This is a genomic window from Ruegeria sp. AP11 (genome assembly GCF_056535865.1).
This window is the reverse complement of sequence record NZ_JBQFJB010000001.1, coordinates 1,179,983-1,197,590: the sequence shown is the minus strand read 5'-3', so window position 1 is coordinate 1,197,590 and position 17,608 is coordinate 1,179,983. Positions and strand designations below refer to the sequence as shown.

General features: G+C 58.9%; 20 protein-coding genes. 16 read left to right on the top strand and 4 right to left on the bottom strand.

Annotated features, from left to right (window positions below; genetic code table 11):
* The first annotated feature begins 11 nt into the window (after positions 1 to 11).
* Positions 12 to 767: a sulfite exporter TauE/SafE family protein gene (locus ACR3E4_RS06220; RefSeq protein ID WP_480533262.1), complete on the top strand. Its 756-nt coding sequence runs from the start codon at positions 12 to 14 to the stop codon at positions 765 to 767.
* Here the strand turns inward: ACR3E4_RS06220 and ACR3E4_RS06215 are convergent.
* Entirely contained in the window at positions 764 to 1,063 is a 300-nt protein-coding gene (locus tag ACR3E4_RS06215; protein ID WP_480533260.1) for a hypothetical protein, read from the bottom strand. The two genes, ACR3E4_RS06220 and ACR3E4_RS06215, sit on opposite strands and share 4 nt — an antisense overlap.
* Before the next feature lie 177 nt (positions 1,064 to 1,240).
* On the opposite strand from ACR3E4_RS06215, the gene ACR3E4_RS06210 reads away from it, so the two are divergent.
* The 11 genes from ACR3E4_RS06210 (at position 1,241) to ACR3E4_RS06160 (ending at position 9,670) form a co-directional block, all read left to right on the top strand.
* Complete coding sequence (locus ACR3E4_RS06210) at positions 1,241 to 2,098, top strand: HpcH/HpaI aldolase/citrate lyase family protein (RefSeq protein WP_480533259.1); 858 nt, start codon at positions 1,241 to 1,243, stop codon at positions 2,096 to 2,098.
* A 7-nt stretch (positions 2,099 to 2,105) separates the two neighbouring features.
* Entirely contained in the window at positions 2,106 to 2,660 is a 555-nt protein-coding gene (locus tag ACR3E4_RS06205; protein WP_480533257.1) for an NnrU family protein, read from the top strand.
* 12 nt (positions 2,661 to 2,672) lie between these two features.
* Complete coding sequence (locus ACR3E4_RS06200; RefSeq protein WP_480533255.1) at positions 2,673 to 2,879, top strand: DUF1737 domain-containing protein; 207 nt, start codon at positions 2,673 to 2,675, stop codon at positions 2,877 to 2,879.
* Positions 2,879 to 3,907 carry a MaoC family dehydratase gene (locus ACR3E4_RS06195; protein WP_480533253.1) on the top strand — a complete coding sequence of 343 codons (1,029 nt, stop codon included), beginning with the start codon at positions 2,879 to 2,881 and terminating at the stop codon, positions 3,905 to 3,907. Before ACR3E4_RS06200 ends, ACR3E4_RS06195 begins: the two co-directional genes overlap by 1 nt.
* A gap of 66 nt (positions 3,908 to 3,973) precedes the next feature.
* Complete coding sequence (locus tag ACR3E4_RS06190; RefSeq protein WP_480533251.1) at positions 3,974 to 4,636, top strand: DUF1194 domain-containing protein; 663 nt, start codon at positions 3,974 to 3,976, stop codon at positions 4,634 to 4,636.
* Between the two features lie 215 nt (positions 4,637 to 4,851).
* Positions 4,852 to 5,238: a succinate dehydrogenase, cytochrome b556 subunit gene (gene sdhC, locus ACR3E4_RS06185; protein ID WP_480533249.1), complete on the top strand. Its 387-nt coding sequence runs from the start codon at positions 4,852 to 4,854 to the stop codon at positions 5,236 to 5,238.
* Between the two features lie 12 nt (positions 5,239 to 5,250).
* Complete coding sequence (gene sdhD / locus ACR3E4_RS06180) at positions 5,251 to 5,622, top strand: succinate dehydrogenase, hydrophobic membrane anchor protein (RefSeq protein WP_480533247.1); 372 nt, start codon at positions 5,251 to 5,253, stop codon at positions 5,620 to 5,622.
* Between the two features lie 18 nt (positions 5,623 to 5,640).
* Positions 5,641 to 7,446, top strand: a complete 1,806-nt coding sequence (gene sdhA, locus ACR3E4_RS06175; RefSeq protein ID WP_480533245.1) for a succinate dehydrogenase flavoprotein subunit — start codon at positions 5,641 to 5,643, stop codon at positions 7,444 to 7,446.
* 12 nt (positions 7,447 to 7,458) lie between these two features.
* Positions 7,459 to 8,238 (top strand): succinate dehydrogenase iron-sulfur subunit, encoded by a 780-nt coding sequence (locus ACR3E4_RS06170; RefSeq protein ID WP_480533243.1) that lies wholly within the window; start codon positions 7,459 to 7,461, stop codon positions 8,236 to 8,238.
* Between the two features lie 131 nt (positions 8,239 to 8,369).
* Entirely contained in the window at positions 8,370 to 8,510 is a 141-nt protein-coding gene (locus ACR3E4_RS06165; RefSeq protein ID WP_480533241.1) for a hypothetical protein, read from the top strand.
* A 296-nt stretch (positions 8,511 to 8,806) separates the two neighbouring features.
* The gene (locus ACR3E4_RS06160; protein WP_480533239.1) at positions 8,807 to 9,670 is read left to right on the top strand and encodes an urea carboxylase-associated family protein; all 864 of its coding nucleotides are present in this window, start codon (positions 8,807 to 8,809) and stop codon (positions 9,668 to 9,670) included.
* Positions 9,671 to 9,680: 10 nt separating this feature from the next.
* On the opposite strand, the gene deoD is transcribed toward ACR3E4_RS06160, so the two are convergent.
* The 3 genes from deoD to ACR3E4_RS06145 form a co-directional block, all read right to left on the bottom strand.
* Entirely contained in the window at positions 9,681 to 10,391 is a 711-nt protein-coding gene (gene deoD, locus ACR3E4_RS06155) for a purine-nucleoside phosphorylase (protein ID WP_480533237.1), read from the bottom strand.
* Positions 10,392 to 10,409: 18 nt separating this feature from the next.
* Positions 10,410 to 10,727, bottom strand: coding sequence for an H-NS histone family protein (locus ACR3E4_RS06150; RefSeq protein WP_480533766.1), 318 nt, complete (start codon positions 10,725 to 10,727; stop codon positions 10,410 to 10,412).
* Positions 10,728 to 10,845: 118 nt separating this feature from the next.
* On the bottom strand, positions 10,846 to 12,813 hold the full coding sequence (locus ACR3E4_RS06145; RefSeq protein ID WP_480533235.1) for a methylmalonyl-CoA mutase family protein: 1,968 nt from the start codon (positions 12,811 to 12,813) through the stop codon (positions 10,846 to 10,848).
* 146 nt (positions 12,814 to 12,959) lie between these two features.
* Here ACR3E4_RS06145 and ACR3E4_RS06140 point away from each other — a divergent pair, with 146 nt between their 5' ends.
* The 4 genes from ACR3E4_RS06140 (at position 12,960) to ACR3E4_RS06125 (ending at position 17,550) form a co-directional block, all read left to right on the top strand.
* Complete coding sequence (locus ACR3E4_RS06140) at positions 12,960 to 14,342, top strand: 1-acyl-sn-glycerol-3-phosphate acyltransferase (RefSeq protein WP_480533233.1); 1,383 nt, start codon at positions 12,960 to 12,962, stop codon at positions 14,340 to 14,342.
* 112 nt (positions 14,343 to 14,454) lie between these two features.
* Positions 14,455 to 15,741 (top strand): crotonyl-CoA carboxylase/reductase, encoded by a 1,287-nt coding sequence (gene ccrA, locus ACR3E4_RS06135; RefSeq protein WP_480533231.1) that lies wholly within the window; start codon positions 14,455 to 14,457, stop codon positions 15,739 to 15,741.
* 369 nt (positions 15,742 to 16,110) lie between these two features.
* Complete coding sequence (locus tag ACR3E4_RS06130) at positions 16,111 to 16,830, top strand: helix-turn-helix transcriptional regulator (RefSeq protein WP_480533229.1); 720 nt, start codon at positions 16,111 to 16,113, stop codon at positions 16,828 to 16,830.
* A gap of 81 nt (positions 16,831 to 16,911) precedes the next feature.
* Positions 16,912 to 17,550 carry an acyl-homoserine-lactone synthase gene (locus tag ACR3E4_RS06125; protein ID WP_480533227.1) on the top strand — a complete coding sequence of 213 codons (639 nt, stop codon included), beginning with the start codon at positions 16,912 to 16,914 and terminating at the stop codon, positions 17,548 to 17,550.
* Positions 17,551 to 17,608 lie beyond the last annotated feature (58 nt).

The window sequence follows — 17,608 nt, the reverse complement described above, 5'->3', positions numbered from 1 at the left end:
CGGAATGCCCGATGTTCGAAATGAACCTGATGTTTTTTGCCGTGGCGATCCCTGCGGTGATCTTTGCGGGTATCTCGAAAGGCGGCTTCGGCTCGGGCGTGGCCTTTGCGTCGTCTTCGATTCTGGCGCTGATCCTGACGCCGGGGCAGGCGCTGGCGCTGATGCTGCCGATCCTGATGGTGATCGATCTGGCCACGCTGAAACCCTACTGGAAACGGTGGAGCTGGCCGGATTCTCGCCTTCTGATCCTCGGCGCTGTGCCCGGTATCGCGCTGGGCGCATGGCTCTATCGCGCCACCGATGACGACCTGCTGCGTCTGCTGATCGGAGGGATCTCGGTCAGTTTCGTGATCTGGCACATCGCCCAGACCAGCGGCTGGGTGCGCGGCTTTGCCAATCGTCTGCCGCCCCCGGCCGGGCTGTTTGCCGGGCTTGTCGCCGGGTTCACCAGCTTTGTCAGCCATGCAGGCGGCCCGCCCGCCGCCGTCTACCTGCTGTCCCAACGCTTGTCGAAGACCGAGTTTCAGGCCTCGACCGTTCTGGTCTTCTGGGTGATCAACGCCGTGAAATTTGTCCCGTTCGCGTATCTGGGTCTTTTCACATGGCACACCGCATTGGCCGATCTGTTGTTGACGCCGTTCGCAATCCTCGGGGCGTGGCTGGGCGTTCGGGCGCATTTCATGCTGTCCGAACGCGTGTTCTTCAACATCGCCTATGTGCTGCTGACCCTGACCGGAACCAAGCTGATCTGGGATGCTCTGACTTAAGCGTTGGGCGGCAAGGCTTCGGCCAGCGCCTCAAACGACTGGCCCGAGGCGATCAGACAGGTCACACCTTCGGGCAGGGTCACAACAATGGTCCAGCTGCCGGTCTGGTCCGAGGCATACACCTCCATCACCGCACCCTGGCGCGCAATGCCGATGCCGCGGCGGGTCTCGCCATAGGTTTGAACCAATCGCTTGATCACATCCTCACGCGGTGCGCAGTTCTGTGCGCTGACCTGTTGCGCGGCTAGCACCATGATGCCCAGCCCGATTGTCATTTTCAGCAATATCTTCCTCATCGGTCACCCCTTTCGATTCCTTCCTGAAAACAGCGTGCTGTAGCCAGAAAGAGATCGCGTTAAGGCAACGCACGTTGCGCCTTGCACCGGAATTGCTGCGCTGCGGCGATTTTGTCCTTGAACTTTCCGTCAAAAAATGCCCCATTCCGCGCAACATTATTTCAAAGGGAGAGTCCCGTGGACACGCGCCAACGCCCCTATCGCTCGGTACTTTACATTCCCGGCTCGCGTGACCGCGCGCTGGAAAAGGCGCGCAGCCTGCCAGTGGATGCGATCATCTTTGATCTCGAAGATGCGGTCGCGGCTGATGAAAAGGAAAACGCCCGCCAGAGGCTCAAGGCGGCTCTGGCCGCCGGAGGGTACGGCGCGCGGGTCAAGATCGTGCGGATCAACGGGCTGGACACGGAATGGGGCCGCGCCGATGCCGAGGCGGTGCGCGAGATGGATGCGGATGCAGTGCTGTTGCCCAAGGTATCCTCGGCCGCAGATGTCGATGCACTGGCCGCGATTACCGGGGACCTGCCGATCTGGGCGATGATGGAAACACCGCGTGGCATGCTGAACGCCGCAGAAATCGCGGCGCATCCGCTGATGGCAGGGTTTGTGATGGGCACCAATGATCTGGCGAAAGAGCTGCAGACCCGTTTCCGCCCCGACCGTCTGCCGATGATGACCTCGCTGGGTCTGTGCCTGCTGGCGGCAAAGGCCGAAGGGCTGATCATCGTCGATGGCGTGTATAATGCGTTCAAGGACGAAGACGGGCTGCGGGCCGAATGTACGCAAGGCCGCGATATGGGCTTTGACGGCAAGACATTGATTCATCCTGCGCAGGTCGAGATTGCCAATACCGCCTTTGCACCGTCAGAGGATGAAATCGATCTGGCCCGCCGTCAGATTGCCGCCTTTGAAGAGACCGAAGCAAAGGGGCAGGGGGTAGCTGTCGTAGATGGCAAGATTGTTGAGAACCTGCACGTTGTAACTGCCCGTGAAACTCTGGCAAAAGCAGAGGCGATAGTAGCTTTGCAAGCGGGGTAAGCCAGCAATGGGCTTTGTTCTTCTGATTCTGGGTGTGGCGCTGTGGTGGGCCGCACATCTGTTCAAACGCGTGATGCCAGAACGCCGTGCCGCCATGGGGAATGCAGGCAAAGGCGCGGTGGCGCTGGCGCTGGTCGCGGCGGTTTTGTTGATGATCTTCGGGTATCGCATGACCGATTTCATCCACGTCTGGGCGCCGCCGACCTTCCTGATCCACGTCAATAACCTGCTGGTCCTGATCGCGTTTTATATGATGAGCCCGGCGGGCCAGAAAGGGCGTCTGTTGAACGGGATGCGTCACCCGATGCTGGCAGGATTCAAGCTCTGGGCCTTTGCGCATCTGCTGGTGAATGGTGATCTGGCCTCGATCGTGCTGTTTGGCGGCTTGTTGGCCTGGGCCGTGGTCGAGGTGATCGTGATCAACAAATCCGAACCCGAGTGGACACCGGGTGAACCCGGCACCTTTGGCAAGGATGCGATGTTCTTTGTGGGCTCCATTGTGCTGCTGGGCATCGTGGGCTATATTCACGGGCTGGTTGGCCCTTCTCCGTTCGGTGGTTAAGGGGCTGATAAGATGGCGAAACTTTATCGTTTGTTGACGGAAGAAGACACGTCGGCCTTTTGCCACAAGGTGTCAGAGGCGCTGGCGAAAGGGTGGGATCTGTATGGTGATCCCTCTTACGCCTTTGATGCGGAAAACAACGTGATGCGCTGTGCGCAGGCCGTGACCAAAGAGGTTTCGGACGACTATTCCCCTGACATGAAACTGGGACAGCAATAATGGCTAAGACCAATCCGGGTAACTTTTTCGAGGATTACACGATCGGGCAGGTGCTGCACCACGCTGTGCCGCGCACCGTGACTGATGGCGAACGCGCGCTCTATCACGCGCTCTACCCGGCGCGCCATGCGCTTTACTCCTCGGACGAGTTCGCCCGGAATTGCGGTCTGCCGCAAAGCCCCATCGACGATCTGGCCGCCTTCCACGTTGTGTTTGGAAAAACGGTCCCCGATATCTCGCTGAATGCGGTGGCAAATCTGGGCTATGCCGAGGGTCGCTGGCTGCAACCGGTCTATCCCGGCGACACGCTGCGCGCCGAATCCGAGGTGATCGGCCTCAAGCAGAACTCGAACGGTAAAACCGGGGTGGTCTGGGTGCGCACGCGCGGGTTGAACCAGCGGGATGAGGCGGTGATCGAATATGTGCGCTGGGTGATGGTGCGCAAATCGAACCTCGACACGCCCGCCCCCGAGACGGTTGTGCCTGATCTGAAGAAGGTGCTGGACGTTAGTGATCTGGTGGTGCCGCAGGGCCTCGATTTCTCGAAATACGATTTTGTACAATCCGGCGAAAATCACCGCTGGGATGCGTACAACACGGGAGAAACGATAGATCATGTCGATGGCGTGACCGTCGAAGAGGCCGAGCACATGCTGGCCACCCGACTGTGGCAGAACACCGCCAAAGTGCATTTCGACCTGACTTTCCGCCCCGAGGGTCGGCTGATCTATGGCGGCCACGTGATCTCGATGGCGCGCGCGTTGTCGTTCAACGGTTTGGCGAATGCGCAGATGATCGTCGGTCTGAACGGCGGTGCCCATGCCAACCCGTGCTTTGCGGGCGATACGATCAAGGCGTGGTCCGAAGTTCTGGACAAGGTCGAAACCGCAACACCCGGTGTCGGCGCACTGCGCCTGAGGCTGGTCGCGACCAAGGGCGGAGAGCCGTTTGCCCTGCGCAACGAGGAAGGCAAGTACCTGCCAAACGTCCTGCTGGATCTGGATTACTGGGCCTTGATCCCCATGTAGGCATTGCCTTTGGATTGCTGACATTGAAGTGATCACGGGCTGTTAAATCCGTGATACCTTTGACGCATGATGATGTTGCGTGCGCTCACCGCCAGCCTGTGTCTGGCCTCTCAGGCTAATGCCTGTGATCTGGCTCTGGCGTTGGCGGTGGATGTTTCGGGGTCGGTCGATACTGAAGAATACCGCATACAGATGGACGGCCTTGCGGCCGGTCTGCGGGACCCTGTCGTGTCCGAGGCTTTGGTGCGCGGACAGGCCCGGTTGCTGCTGGTGCAATGGACCGGCAGCTCGCGTCAGCGGGTCACCATTCCGTGGACCCGGATCGACAGTTTCGCAACCCTCGACAGCTTTGCCGAGCAGGTCGCAGCCGATCCGCGCGTCTGGCGCAACTTCTCGACGGCGATCGGGGAGGCGCTTGAGATGACCATCGCGCATTTCGACAGCGTGACGGATTGCAAACGCCACCTGATCGACCTGTCGGGTGACGGCGTTTCCAACGAGGGGGTCGAGCCGGCGACGCTGCATCCCTGGTTGCGTGATCGGGGGGTGACCGTGAACGCCATCGCCATAGAAGAGAGCGAACCGGACCTGACTGCCTATTTCTTTGAGAACGTCATCGTCGGAGAGGGCGCTTTTGTCGTCTCGGCCGCCGGGTTTGTCGACTATCCGGAGCGAATCCGAAAAAAGCTGTTGCGCGAAGTGACGCAGCAAACTGCGGGTCTGGAATGAGCCGCGCATAGATTCGTGATCACATAGTCTTTCCATTGAAAACGCTAACATTGATGTGGTTGAATGCTATTTGTGATCACACAAAATAATCTCGTGATCACATTTTCGACTTATTGGAGGAATCGCGCTGAATTTAACCCTTTTTGCACCCGCAGCAGGTGACAGTGTCGCAAAAACCAGTAAAACGTTCGGTAGCCAACCGAAAAGGAGCCGCCATGGCCGATGTAAATCGGGGCAATCGCCCGCTTTCGCCGCATCTGTCGATCTATCGTCCGCAGCTGACGTCGGTCACATCCATCCTGACCCGTATCACCGGCAATGCCATGTTGGTGGCGGGCCTGCTGATCGTCTGGTGGTTTCTGGCGGCTGCAACCTCGCCCGACGCGTTTGAGCGCGCGAACTGGTGGCTGACCTCGGTTCTGGGTGATCTGGTCATGGCGCTGTCGCTGTGGGGTCTTTGGTATCACACGCTGGCCGGTGTGCGGCACCTGATCTGGGACAACGCGGTTGGTCTGGATATTCCCACCGCAACCAAACTGGGATGGGCCGTAGTCATCGGATCGGTGGTTCTGACCCTGCTGACCCTGTTGATCGTCGCGTAAAGGAGGTCCGACATGCGTTATCTTACCGACCGCAAGCGGGCCGCTGGCCTCGGTTCCGCGAAATCCGGAACGGCTCATTTCTGGCGGATGAAAGTCAGCTCGGTGGCTTTGCTGATCCTCGTTCCCTTGTTCATCTTCACCTTTGGTCCGGTTTTGGGTCAGCCTTATGACGTGGTGCTGGACTATTACGCGCGCCCGTTCCCGGCCATTGTCGCCGCGCTGACGCTGGCCGTTGGCTTCAAGCATTTTGCCGATGGCGCGCAGGTGATGCTTGAGGATTATGTGCATGGCACGGCAGAGAAGGTTCTGATCATCCTCACCACCTGTCTGTCTTATGGTGCGGCGGCTGCCGGCTTGTTCGCCATCGCACGCATTGCCCTCTAACCCCCGGAGCTGAAAGAAATGGCTGCATACGAATACGAAACGCACGAATATGACGTGGTCGTTGTCGGCGCCGGTGGGGCCGGTCTGCGGGCGACGCTGGGTATGGCGGAACAGGGTCTGCGCACGGCCTGTGTGACCAAGGTTTTCCCGACCCGCTCGCACACAGTGGCGGCACAGGGCGGCATCGCCGCGTCGCTGTCGAACATGGGGCCGGACAACTGGCAGTGGCACATGTATGACACCGTCAAGGGCTCGGACTGGCTGGGTGACACCGACGCGATGGAATACCTCGCGCGTGAAGCACCCAAGGCGGTTTATGAGCTGGAACATTACGGCGTGCCGTTCAGCCGCACGGAAGAGGGCAAGATTTATCAGCGCCCGTTTGGCGGTCACACCACTGAATTCGGTGAAGGCCCCGCCGTGCAGCGGACCTGCGCCGCCGCTGACCGGACCGGCCACGCGATCCTGCACACGCTGTATGGTCAGTCGCTGAAGAACAATGCCGAGTTCTATATCGAATATTTCGCCATCGACCTGATCATGTCCGAAGACGGGCAATGTCAGGGCGTCGTCTGCTGGAAGCTGGACGATGGCTCCATGCATGTCTTCAACGCCAAGATGGTGGTGCTGGCGACCGGCGGCTATGGCCGCGCCTATTTCAGCGCCACCTCGGCCCATACCTGCACCGGCGACGGTGGCGGCATGGTGGCCCGCGCGGGTCTGGCCTTGCAGGATATGGAGTTCGTCCAATTCCATCCGACCGGCATCTACGGTTCTGGCTGTCTGATCACCGAAGGCGCGCGCGGTGAGGGCGGTTACCTGACCAACTCGGAAGGAGAACGGTTCATGGAGCGCTATGCGCCCCACTACAAGGACCTTGCGCCGCGCGACTATGTCAGCCGCTCGATGACCATGGAAATCCGCGAAGGCCGCGGTCATGGTGACAACGGCGACCACATCCACCTGAACCTCAGCCACCTGCCGGCCGAAGCGTTGGCTGAACGTCTGCCGGGGATTTCGGAATCGGCGCGCGTGTTTGCCGGTGTCGACGTCACCAAGGAACCGATCCCGGTTCTGCCCACCGTGCACTATAACATGGGCGGCATTCCGACGAATTATTGGGGAGAGGTCCTGAATCCCACTGTCGACAATCCGACCGCTGTTGTCCCGGGCCTGATGGCTGTGGGTGAGGCGGGGTGTGCCTCGGTTCACGGTGCGAACCGCCTGGGGTCGAACTCGCTGATCGATCTTGTGGTATTCGGACGCGCGGCTGCGATCCGGGCAGGCGAAGTGGTCGACGCCAAAGCACCGAACCCGGTTCTGAATCAGGCGTCGGTCGATAAGGCATTCGACCGCTTCGACGCGGTGCGCAACGCTAGCGGCGCCGTCCCGACCGCCGATCTGCGGCTTGAGATGCAACGGACCATGCAGGAAGACGCCGCCGTGTTCCGGACCTCGAAAACGATGGCGGAAGGTGTTGAGAAGATGACCGCCATCGCCGCCAAGATGGACGACCTTAAAGTCAGCGACCGTTCGCTGGTCTGGAACAGCGACCTGATGGAGTCGCTGGAGCTGACCAACTTGATGCCAAGCGCTCTGGCCACCATCGTCGGGGCCGAGGCGCGCAAGGAATCCCGCGGCGCCCACGCACATGAGGATTTCACCGAGCGTGACGACGAAAACTGGCGAGTCCACACCGTCAGCCGGGTTGAAGGCAACAAAGTTGAACTCAGCTATCGCCCGGTCATTGTTGACCCGCTGACCACCGAAGACGAAGGTGGCATCAGCCTCAAGAAAATCGCGCCCAAGGCGCGGACGTTCTAAGGAGAGGAACTTATGGTACAACTGACCCTCCCCAAGAATTCGCGCATCACGACGGGCAAGACCTGGCCCAAGCCGGAAGGCGCGACCAATGTGCGCAAGTTCCAGATTTACCGCTGGAATCCCGATGACGGCCAAAACCCGCGTGTCGACACCTATTTCGTCGATATGGATACCTGCGGTCCGATGGTTCTGGACGCGCTGATCAAGATCAAGAACGAGATCGACCCGACCCTGACTTTCCGCCGTTCGTGCCGCGAAGGCATTTGCGGCTCCTGCGCGATGAATATCGACGGGATCAACACGCTGGCTTGTATCTATGGCATGGATGAGATCAAGGGCGACGTGAAAATCTATCCGCTGCCGCATATGCCGGTGATCAAGGACCTGATCCCTGATCTGACGCATTTCTATGCTCAGCATGCCTCGATCATGCCGTGGCTGGAAACCAAGACCAACCGCCCGGCGAAGGAATGGAAGCAGTCGATCGAAGACCGCAAGAAGCTGGATGGTCTGTATGAATGCGTGATGTGCGCAAGCTGCTCGACCTCGTGCCCCAGCTATTGGTGGAACGGTGATCGCTACCTTGGCCCCGCCGCGCTGCTGCACGCCTATCGCTGGATCATCGACAGCCGGGACGAGGCCACGGGCGAGCGTCTGGATGAACTGGAAGATCCGTTCAAGCTGTATCGCTGCCACACCATCATGAACTGCGCTAAGACCTGCCCCAAAGGTCTGAACCCGGCGAAGGCGATTGCCGAAATCAAGAAGATGATGGTGGAACGCGCGGTCTGACCCAGAACGCAGCACTTGCCGGTTTGCGGCAAGTGCAATCCCCGTCTGCAAAATTGAACGATGTGCCTGCCTTCGGGCGGGCGTATGGTTTGGAGGGGGAGGAGTGACAGGACGATTACAGGATCACTCCGATGAGCACAGAAAACAAGAAACCCGACGCCGCCGAAGCACTGGAGCTTCTGGAGCAAGCCTGGGCTTACTACACGCCCGAACCCAAGCATCCGGTGTTTGAAGAGCAGCCTGGGCTGTTCGAATACGCCAACGCCGCATAAAGCGCCTGGGCAACCTTGAAATTCGCTGACCAATCGGCAAAGCAGAGGAATGCCCGTTCTACTGCTTTTGCTTGCCGCCGGTGTCTTCGCTTATCTCTTCTGGCGATCCCGAACCACATCGCTGACGCGAGAGTGTCGGTGGCGGCAACACCGAGATGAGGGGCAGTGGCGCTGCAGTTTTTGCGGCGCGGTTTCGCAATCGGATGAAGAGCCGACCCGGTGCCTGAAAGGGCAGGGCTGACAGGTGCAAACTCTTTGGGCTTTTCCGCCCGTGCGAACTGAGCCAGTCTCGGGTCATGACAGAATCTCAGACCACCACTTGCCCGCCACATGATGCCGAGGCCCGTCGCGCCGTCGCTCCTGTTATCTGCTATCCCATTGACGGCCTACCAAAACCTGAGTTGGCACTGTATCAAGCCGCCCGCGAAACAGCGCAAAAGACCCATGAGGTGCTGGTACCCGCGCGTGATGCGCGTTGTTTCGAAGTTCCCGCCGGGCACTTTTTTCGCATCACTTCGGTCGAGGGGCCGCAGGTCGGGGACCTGAACCTGTGGAACCTGAACGACCTGTCCGAGCGGTTCTATTCCGGCAAGACACGGGCGCTGCACGGCACGCATCTGACGACGGGTGAACGGATGTGGTCAAGCTTTCCGCACTTGCGCCCGATGGCGACGATCACGGCGGATACCCTTGGTTGGTATGGTATCGATACGTTTGGCGGGTCGGTTCATGATGTGATTGGCACCCGCTGTGATCCCTATACCGGCAATCTGCTGTCGGGGACGCAGTACCACCAGTGCTGCCATTCGAACCTGACCCGCGCCCTGGCGGATCACTTGAATGTCGATCTGGCCGAGGCAGAACCCACCGTCCATGACGTGCTGAACGTGTTCATGTGCACCGGGTTCACCCGCGATTCCGGTCAGTATTTCATGAAGGCCTCACCGGTGCGTCCCGGCGATTATCTGGAGTTCTTCGCCGAGATTGACCTGCTGGGCGATCTCAGCGCCTGCCCCGGTGGCGATTGCTCGTCCGAGCATTCATCGGATACAGCGGCGTGCCATCCACTCCTAGTCGAGGTCTTTGCCCCCGCCGCAGGCGCGTTGGAAGGGTGGAGCAGCCCTGCGCGCAATGCCTATGATCGCACGCATGGGCGTTAGATTGGGGGTGCTACGAGGCCGAGAACGCCGCCTCAAGCGCGATTTCGACCATGTCGCCAAAGCTGCGCTCGCGCTCGGATGAGGGCAGCGCTTCGCCGGTCAGCAGGTGGTCGGAAACGGTCAGCACCGCAAGGGCACGGCATTTGTGGCGGGCGGCGAGGATATAAAGCTCGGCCGCTTCCATTTCGACCCCGAGAATACCGTGGCGTACCATCTGTTCGTTCAGGTCCGGGCGTTCGTCGTAGAACACGTCCGATGAATAGATGCCGCCCACATGGGTTGGTGTGCCTTTGGCCTGTGCCGCTTGCGCGGCGGCCTGCAGCAGACCCCAATCGGCGCAGGGGGCAAAGTTCATCTCTTTCATGATTCCGCGCGACGGCGTGCTGAGCGTGGTGGAGGTCATGGCCAGGATGACATCACGCACATTGACGCTGTCCTGCATGCCCCCGCACGACCCGATGCGTATCAGGGTTTTCGCCCCATAGTCGCGGATCAATTCATTGACGTAGATAGACAGTGACGGCATCCCCATGCCGCTGCCCTGAATGGTCACGGCATTTCCGTTCCACGTACCGGTAAAGCCAAGCATGCCTCGGACGTCATTGACTTGCCTGACGTCCTGCAGAAAGGTCTCGGCGGCCCATTTCGCACGATAGGGGTCGCCCGGCAGAAGAACGGTTTCTGCGATATCGCCCTTTTCGGCACCGATATGAATTGTCATCTTGGCAAAGACCTCCGCTCAGATTTCCAGATCAGCGATATCCGTCCCGGCTTTCAACGCATCGTGTACCCATTTCGGTTTGCGGCCCCGACCCGTCCAGGTTTGCGAAGAATCATTCGGGTTGCGATACTTAGGTGCCGTTTTTCCGGTCTTTGCAGCTTTCGCGCTGTCCGGCGACAATTCCGACAAAGAAAATCCGAACTCTGCTGCTGCTTTTTCAGCCGCCTTCAACGCTTCTTTCCGCTCGCGAGATTCAGCGCCTTTCAGCGCTTTTTCGACCTTATTGCGCAATTCAAGCAGTTCTTTGCGCGACATTTTTTCAAGATCGATTGCCATTTTATTTCTCCAGACCGTTAATTCCCAACGCTTTGGCATTGGGAAATTTAGATTTCCGGCCCTGTCTATTCCCTTTTTAACAGAAATAGAAATGGAGATTTATAAAACTCTCGTGCGATTATTCCGCAGCCAATTCCTTGGGATCGACCAGAGTGATGATATCGCCCATGATCGCGTTCAGTTCAAAGTTCTTGGGTGTGTAGATCTTGGCGACCCCCATTGCGCGCAGCGCTTCGGCGTCCTCATCGGGGATAATGCCGCCAACCACCACCGGGATATGGCCCAGGCCTTCCTCGCCCAGGCGGGCCATCACGTCCTGCACCAAGGGCAAGTGACTGCCCGAGAGGATCGACAGGCCGATAACATGGGCGTCATCTTCGCGGGCTGCGGTGACGATTTCTTCCGGTGTTAGGCGAATGCCCTCATAGCTGATGTCCATGCCGCAATCGCGGGCGCGGAAGGCGATCTGTTCGGCGCCGTTCGAATGTCCGTCAAGGCCCGGCTTGCCGACCAGGAATTTCAACCGACGTCCCAGCCTGTCGCTGACCGCATCAACTGCTGCGCGCAGCTCTTCCAGCCCTTCGGTTTTGTTGGACACCGATCCCGAAACGCCCGTGGGGCCGCGATAGGTGCCATAGGCTTTGCGCATTTCCTCGGCCCATTCACCGGTTGTCACACCCGCCCTGGCGGCGGCAATCGAAGGCGCCATCACGTTGGCCCCTGATTTGGCTGCTTCGCGCAAGTCCCGAAGCGCCGCTTCGACTGCGGCGTCGTCGCGGGCGGTTCGCCAATCATTCAAACGCCCGATTTGTTCCTGCTCGACGGCGGGATCAACAACCATGATGCCGCCATCCTCGGTCTGCAGGGGCGAAGGCTCACCCTCGGTCCACTTGTTCACGCCAACGACGGTGGTTTCGTTGCGCTCGATCCGGTTCAGCCGTTCCGCATTTGAATCCACCAGACGGGACTTCATGTACTCGATCGAGGCAACCGCGCCGCCCATCGACTCGAGGTTTGCCAATTCAGCGCGCGCGCCTTCCTTAAGCTCTTCGACCTTGGCATCGACTGCGGGGTTGCCATCGAACAGATCGCCATATTCCAGCAGATCGGTCTCATAGGCCAGAATCTGCTGCATCCGCATCGACCATTGCTGATCCCACGGGCGCGGCAGACCAAGTGCCTCGTTCCATGCGGGCAGTTGCACGGCACGCGCGCGGGCTTTCTTTGACAGCGTCACGGCCAGCATCTCGATCAGGATGCGATAGACGTTGTTTTCGGGTTGCTGCTCGGTCAGACCCAGCGAGTTGACCTGAACGCCGTAACGGAATCGGCGGAACTTGGGGTCTTCGACACCATAGCGCTGTTGCAGAATCTCATCCCAAAGATCGACAAAGGCGCGCATTTTGCACATTTCGGTGACAAACCGGATGCCCGCATTCACGAAGAACGAAATCCGACCACACAAGGCCGGGAAATCCTCGGCCGGAACGCGGGGGCGCAGTTCATCCAGTACGGCGATGGCCGTGGCAAGCGCATAGGCCAGCTCTTGCTCGGGTGTCGCACCAGCTTCTTGCAGGTGATAGGAACACACGTTCATCGGGTTCCATTTCGGCACGTTGGTATAGCAATACTCGGCCACATCCGCGATCATCTTCAGTGACGGTTTCGGCGGGCAGACATAGGTACCCCGGCTCAGGTATTCCTTGATCAGATCGTTCTGAACCGTGCCCTGCAACTTGGATACATCAGCGCCCTGTTCCTCGGCCACCGCAATATAAAGCGCCAGCAGCCAAGGTGCTGTGGCGTTGATCGTCATCGAGGTGTTCATCTGTTCCAGCGGAATCTGATCGAACAGCATCCGCATGTCACCCAGATGGCAGATTGGCACGCCCACCTTGCCAACCTCGCCCCGCGCCAGAACATGGTCGCTGTCATACCCGGTTTGCGTCGGCAGATCGAAGGCCACGGACAGACCGGTCTGCCCTTTTGCAAGGTTGGCACGATAGAGCGCATTTGACGCTTGGGCCGTTGAATGACCGGCATAGGTTCTGATCAGCCACGGGCGGTCTTTCTGCATCTGCGTCATAAGCGGGCCTCATGATTTGAGTGAGCAACAAAATTACGTTCCATGGTGGTAAATCGTAATTTTCGACACATGTCAATTCGCTGCGTCGCGGCATAAGGCGGTTTCTTCAGATTGTGAGTGGTGGAAAATAATGGCACTGTGCGCCCATGACCCAGACCGTGGAACTTCCGCTTTGGCTTTTTGTGCTGATCGTGCTGTTTGCCGCGGTCACCTTTGCTTCGCATTTCCTGTTTCCGTCGGTGCGGTGGTTCTTTCGTCGCAGGCTTGAGCGCGCGGTCGCGCGGCTGAACAAGCGCCTTCAACGTCCGATCCAGCCATTCAAGCTGGCGGGGCGGCACGACATGATTCAGCGGCTGATCTATGACCCGCAGGTCAGCAAAGCCGTGCAGCGCCATGCGAAAGAAGAAGGTCTGCCCGATGCGGTCGCGTCCGAACAGGCGCGGCGCTATGCACGCGAGATTGCGCCATCCTTTTCGACCGTTGCCTATTTCAGCGTGGCGATCCGCCTTGCGCGAATGCTCAGCAATGCCTTCTACAACGTTCGCCTCAGCTATGAGAACAAGGCGGCGCTGGATGATATCGACCCTGATGCGACGGTCATCTATGTGATGAACCATCGCAGCAATATGGATTATGTGCTGGTCACCTATTTGGCTGCGGATCATTCCGCCTTGTCCTACGCAGTGGGCGAATGGGCGCGGGTCTGGCCGCTGAGTCGTCTGATCCGCGCAATGGGGGCCTATTTTATTCGCCGCAAATCGGGCAGCGATCTGTACCGTCAGGTGCTGGCCAGCTATGTGCGCCATGCGACCGAGGCAGGCGTTACCCAGGCCATGTTCCCCGAGGGCGGTCTGAGCCTGACGGGCAAGCTGGGGCGGCCCAAGCTGGGTTTGCTGAAATACATTGTGGACGCTGCTGATCCACAGGGCCGCGATGTGGTGTTCGTGCCGGTTGCATTGAACTATGACCGGGTTCTTGAAGATACCGTTCTGACTGCGGCGGCGAAGGATACCGAACGTCGTTTCCGCGCCCGGATCGGGGTAATCACGCGCTGGACCCTGAAACAGCTCTGGCGGCGTGTGGTCGGGCGTTACAAGCGGTTCGGCATCGCGTCGGTTCGATATGCAACTCCGATTTCGCTGCAGGACTTCCGCGCCACCCATGAACGGGACTTGATGACCGATCTGGCGCGTGAACTGATGCAAAGGATCGGTGCCGCGATCCCCTTCGCTCCTCTGCCTGCCGCCTGTCGTCTGATCCAGCAAGAGGGTGAGATGGCCGAGCACGACCTCAAGGCCCGTTTGTTGGAATTGGGTCGTGATGCTTTGGACCCGGACACGGGTGAGGCCATTGACGATGCTATTAACCAACTGACCGAACGCCAGATTTTGTCGCGTAGTAACGGGGTTTTGCGTCCCTCGGGTGAGCGTGCAGAGCTTCTGGCCTATTATGCCGCAGCGGCCGGGCCTGCCCCTCGCGACGGGGGTTTTGCAGGCGCAGAAAGAGTTTCTGCAACTGCTGGGTCATAAAATTACAAAAATAGCACCAAAAACTATTGCAATATTTCTTGGCCGCAAATATTCCAGTTGGTGAAAGCCGCGATTCTGCGGCGCGGCAATAGATGAGATAAAGGAGGCCAGCATGGCTTTGGACGTCGACAATGGCATCGCGTCGTATGAGGCGCCGGAAAAAGACCTCTATGAAATGGGGGAAATCCCGCCGATGGGATATGTCCCCAAGCAGATGTATGCTTGGGCCATCCGCAAGGAACGCCATGGCGAGCCCGACACGGCCATGCAGCTTGAGGTGGTTGATGTGCCCAAGCTGGACAGCCACGAGGTGCTGGTCCTCGTGATGGCGGCCGGGGTGAATTATAACGGCGTCTGGGCCTCGCTGGGCAAACCGATCAGCCCGTTTGACGGCCACAAGGCACCTTATCACATCGCGGGGTCGGATGCTTCGGGCATCGTCTGGGCCGTGGGTGACAAGGTCAAGCGTTGGAAGGTCGGCGACGAAGTCGTGATCCATTGCAACCAGGACGATGGCGATGACGAGCATTGCAACGGCGGCGATCCGATGTATTCGCCCAGCCAGCGCATCTGGGGTTATGAGACGCCGGATGGGTCTTTTGCCCAGTTCACCAACGTGCAGGCCCAGCAGCTTATGCCGCGCCCCAAGCACCTGACCTGGGAAGAAAGTGCCTGCTACACGCTGACGCTGGCCACCGCGTACCGGATGCTGTTCGGGCACGAGCCGCATGACCTGAAGCCGGGTCAGAATGTTCTGGTCTGGGGTGCGTCGGGCGGTCTGGGCTCTTACGCGATCCAGTTGATCAACACGGCGGGTGCGAATGCCATCGGTGTGATCTCGGACGAAAGCAAGCGTGATTTTGTCATGGGGCTGGGAGCCAAGGGCGTTCTGAACCGGAAGGATTTCAACTGCTGGGGTCAACTGCCCACGGTGAACACTCCGGAATATGCGGAATGGTTCAAAGAGGCGCGCAAGTTCGGCAAGGCGATCTGGGATATCACCGGCAAGGGCGTGAATGTCGACATGGTGTTTGAACATCCCGGCGAAAGCACCTTCCCGGTGTCGACCTTCGTGGTGAAGAAGGGCGGTATGGTCGTGATCTGCGCGGGCACTACTGGCTATAACCTGACCTTCGATGTGCGCTATATGTGGATGCACCAGAAACGCCTGCAGGGATCGCATTTTGCGCATCTCAAGCAAGCGGCCGCCGCGAACCAGCTGATGGTCGAGCGTCGTCTGGATCCTTGCATGTCCGAGGTGTTCACATGGCAGGACCTGCCCGAGGCGCATATGAAGATGATGCGGAACGAGCATAAGCCCGGCAACATGTCGGTTCTTGTCCAAGCACCGCATACCGGTATGCGCACTCTGGAAGAAGTTCTCGCGGCGGGCGATTAAGCCAATTTGTCCTGATTTAGGGTTATTACACCCGCGCAGCATGCCATTGCCGCGCGGGTGTTTTGCGTTTCTGGAATGCATCTATACATATCAATGAGTTAGGCGGCATTCCCCCGCTATTTTTGGGGAGTAGAAAGCAGTGAGTAGGCCGAAATAGTCTGCACATGTTATGGTTGTGTTAACTATTCGTTAACTATTTCGGGGACACCCTGATGGCGCAAAATGAGTGGATACTGGACGTATTGTCGGACCTCAACGCCTTTGCGGTGGCGAACGGGTTGACCGCACTTGCAGAACAGCTTGACGACACCAGGCTGGTCGCTGCGGCCGAGATTGCGTCCTTGAAGGATGAGGCTTGCGCGCCGACGAATGGCAACACAGTTCGATTTGAGCCAGATCCTCGAGGATTTGGAAAACACCAGCACGCTTGAAGAGCTGACCAGCGTCTCGGTCCAATTGCGCGACCGGCTTCAGATTGATCACATCACCTATCACTGGGTTGACGGGGCTGGGGATCAATACGGTTTCACCACCTATTCAGATGACTGGGACGAACGGTACCGCGACAGAAGTTATCATCGCATTGACCCGGTCATTCTGGGCTGTTTTCAGCGGTTTCATGCGGTGGACTGGAAACAGCTGGATTGGTCCGGCAAGGCCGTGCGTGCCTTTCTGGAAGACGCGCTGGAACATGGTGTCGGCAATCAGGGATATTCGGTCCCCCTGCGGGGTCCAAGCGGTCAGTTCGCCTTGTTCACGGCGAACCACAATTGTGACGATCAGACCTGGCAAACCTTCATTGCGACCTATGGCCGTGATCTGATTCTGGTGGCGTATTTCCTGAATCGCAAGGCGCTGGAATTTGCCCGGGAACGGCAGCCGGAAACCACACGCGGCCTTTCGCCGCGTGAAATTGATGCCATGACGTTGCTTGCGCTGGGTTATAGCCGCGCGCAGGTGGCGCATTCTCTTTCGATCTCTGAACACACGCTACGGGCCTATATCGAAAGCGCGCGGGCCAAGCTGGGCGCGCAGAACACGACTCATGCCATCGCAACGGCGCTCAGCCGAGGTTTAATAGTCGTTTAACGACCGTACGTTGCTCTCACCGTAAATTAACCACGAGTACGTACCCCCTTTGTTCCATGTGGACGACAAGGGGAATACGTCATGTTGCGTTATCTGTACGCGGACGAGCTGTATAAACATCCGGAGCTTGCCAAAGGAATGTTTCGGGATCGTGCCGATCAGTTCAAAACCCGGCTGGGCTGGGACGTTAAAGTTAACGAAATGGGGGAAGAGCGGGATCAATATGATGATCTGAACCCGCTTTATGTGATCTGGGAAGAGGCGGATGGCAGTCATGGCGGCTCGATGCGGATTCTGCCGACGACCGGGCCGGTGATGGTGAACGAGGTGTTCGGACATCTGACCGGAGGCAGCCCGATCCACAGCCCACTGATCTGGGAGGTGACCCGCTTCTGCCTGTCACGCACCGCCAGCGCCCATACGGCGGGGGCCATCATGCTCAGCGGTGGCGAGGTGATGGAGGGGTTTGGCCTGACCCATATCGCCGGGGTGTTCGATGCGCGCATGATCCGGATTTACCGCATGATCGGGTCGTCTCCGGTGGCGCTGGGCTCGGAAGGGTCGGGTCGGGATCAAATCTCGGTCGGTCTGTGGCCTTATTCGGCGGACGATTGCAACCGGGTCGCCGCCCGCGCGGGCATCCCGCGTGAGCTGTCGCGCCTGTGGTTCAAGACGGCCTTCGGCAACACCGCCCAGCATCGGTTTGCTTTGTCCGCCTGAGGCTGGCCGATATCGCATTCCGTATCTGGTGGAGCACGGCGCGTCCCTGTAGGGTCGC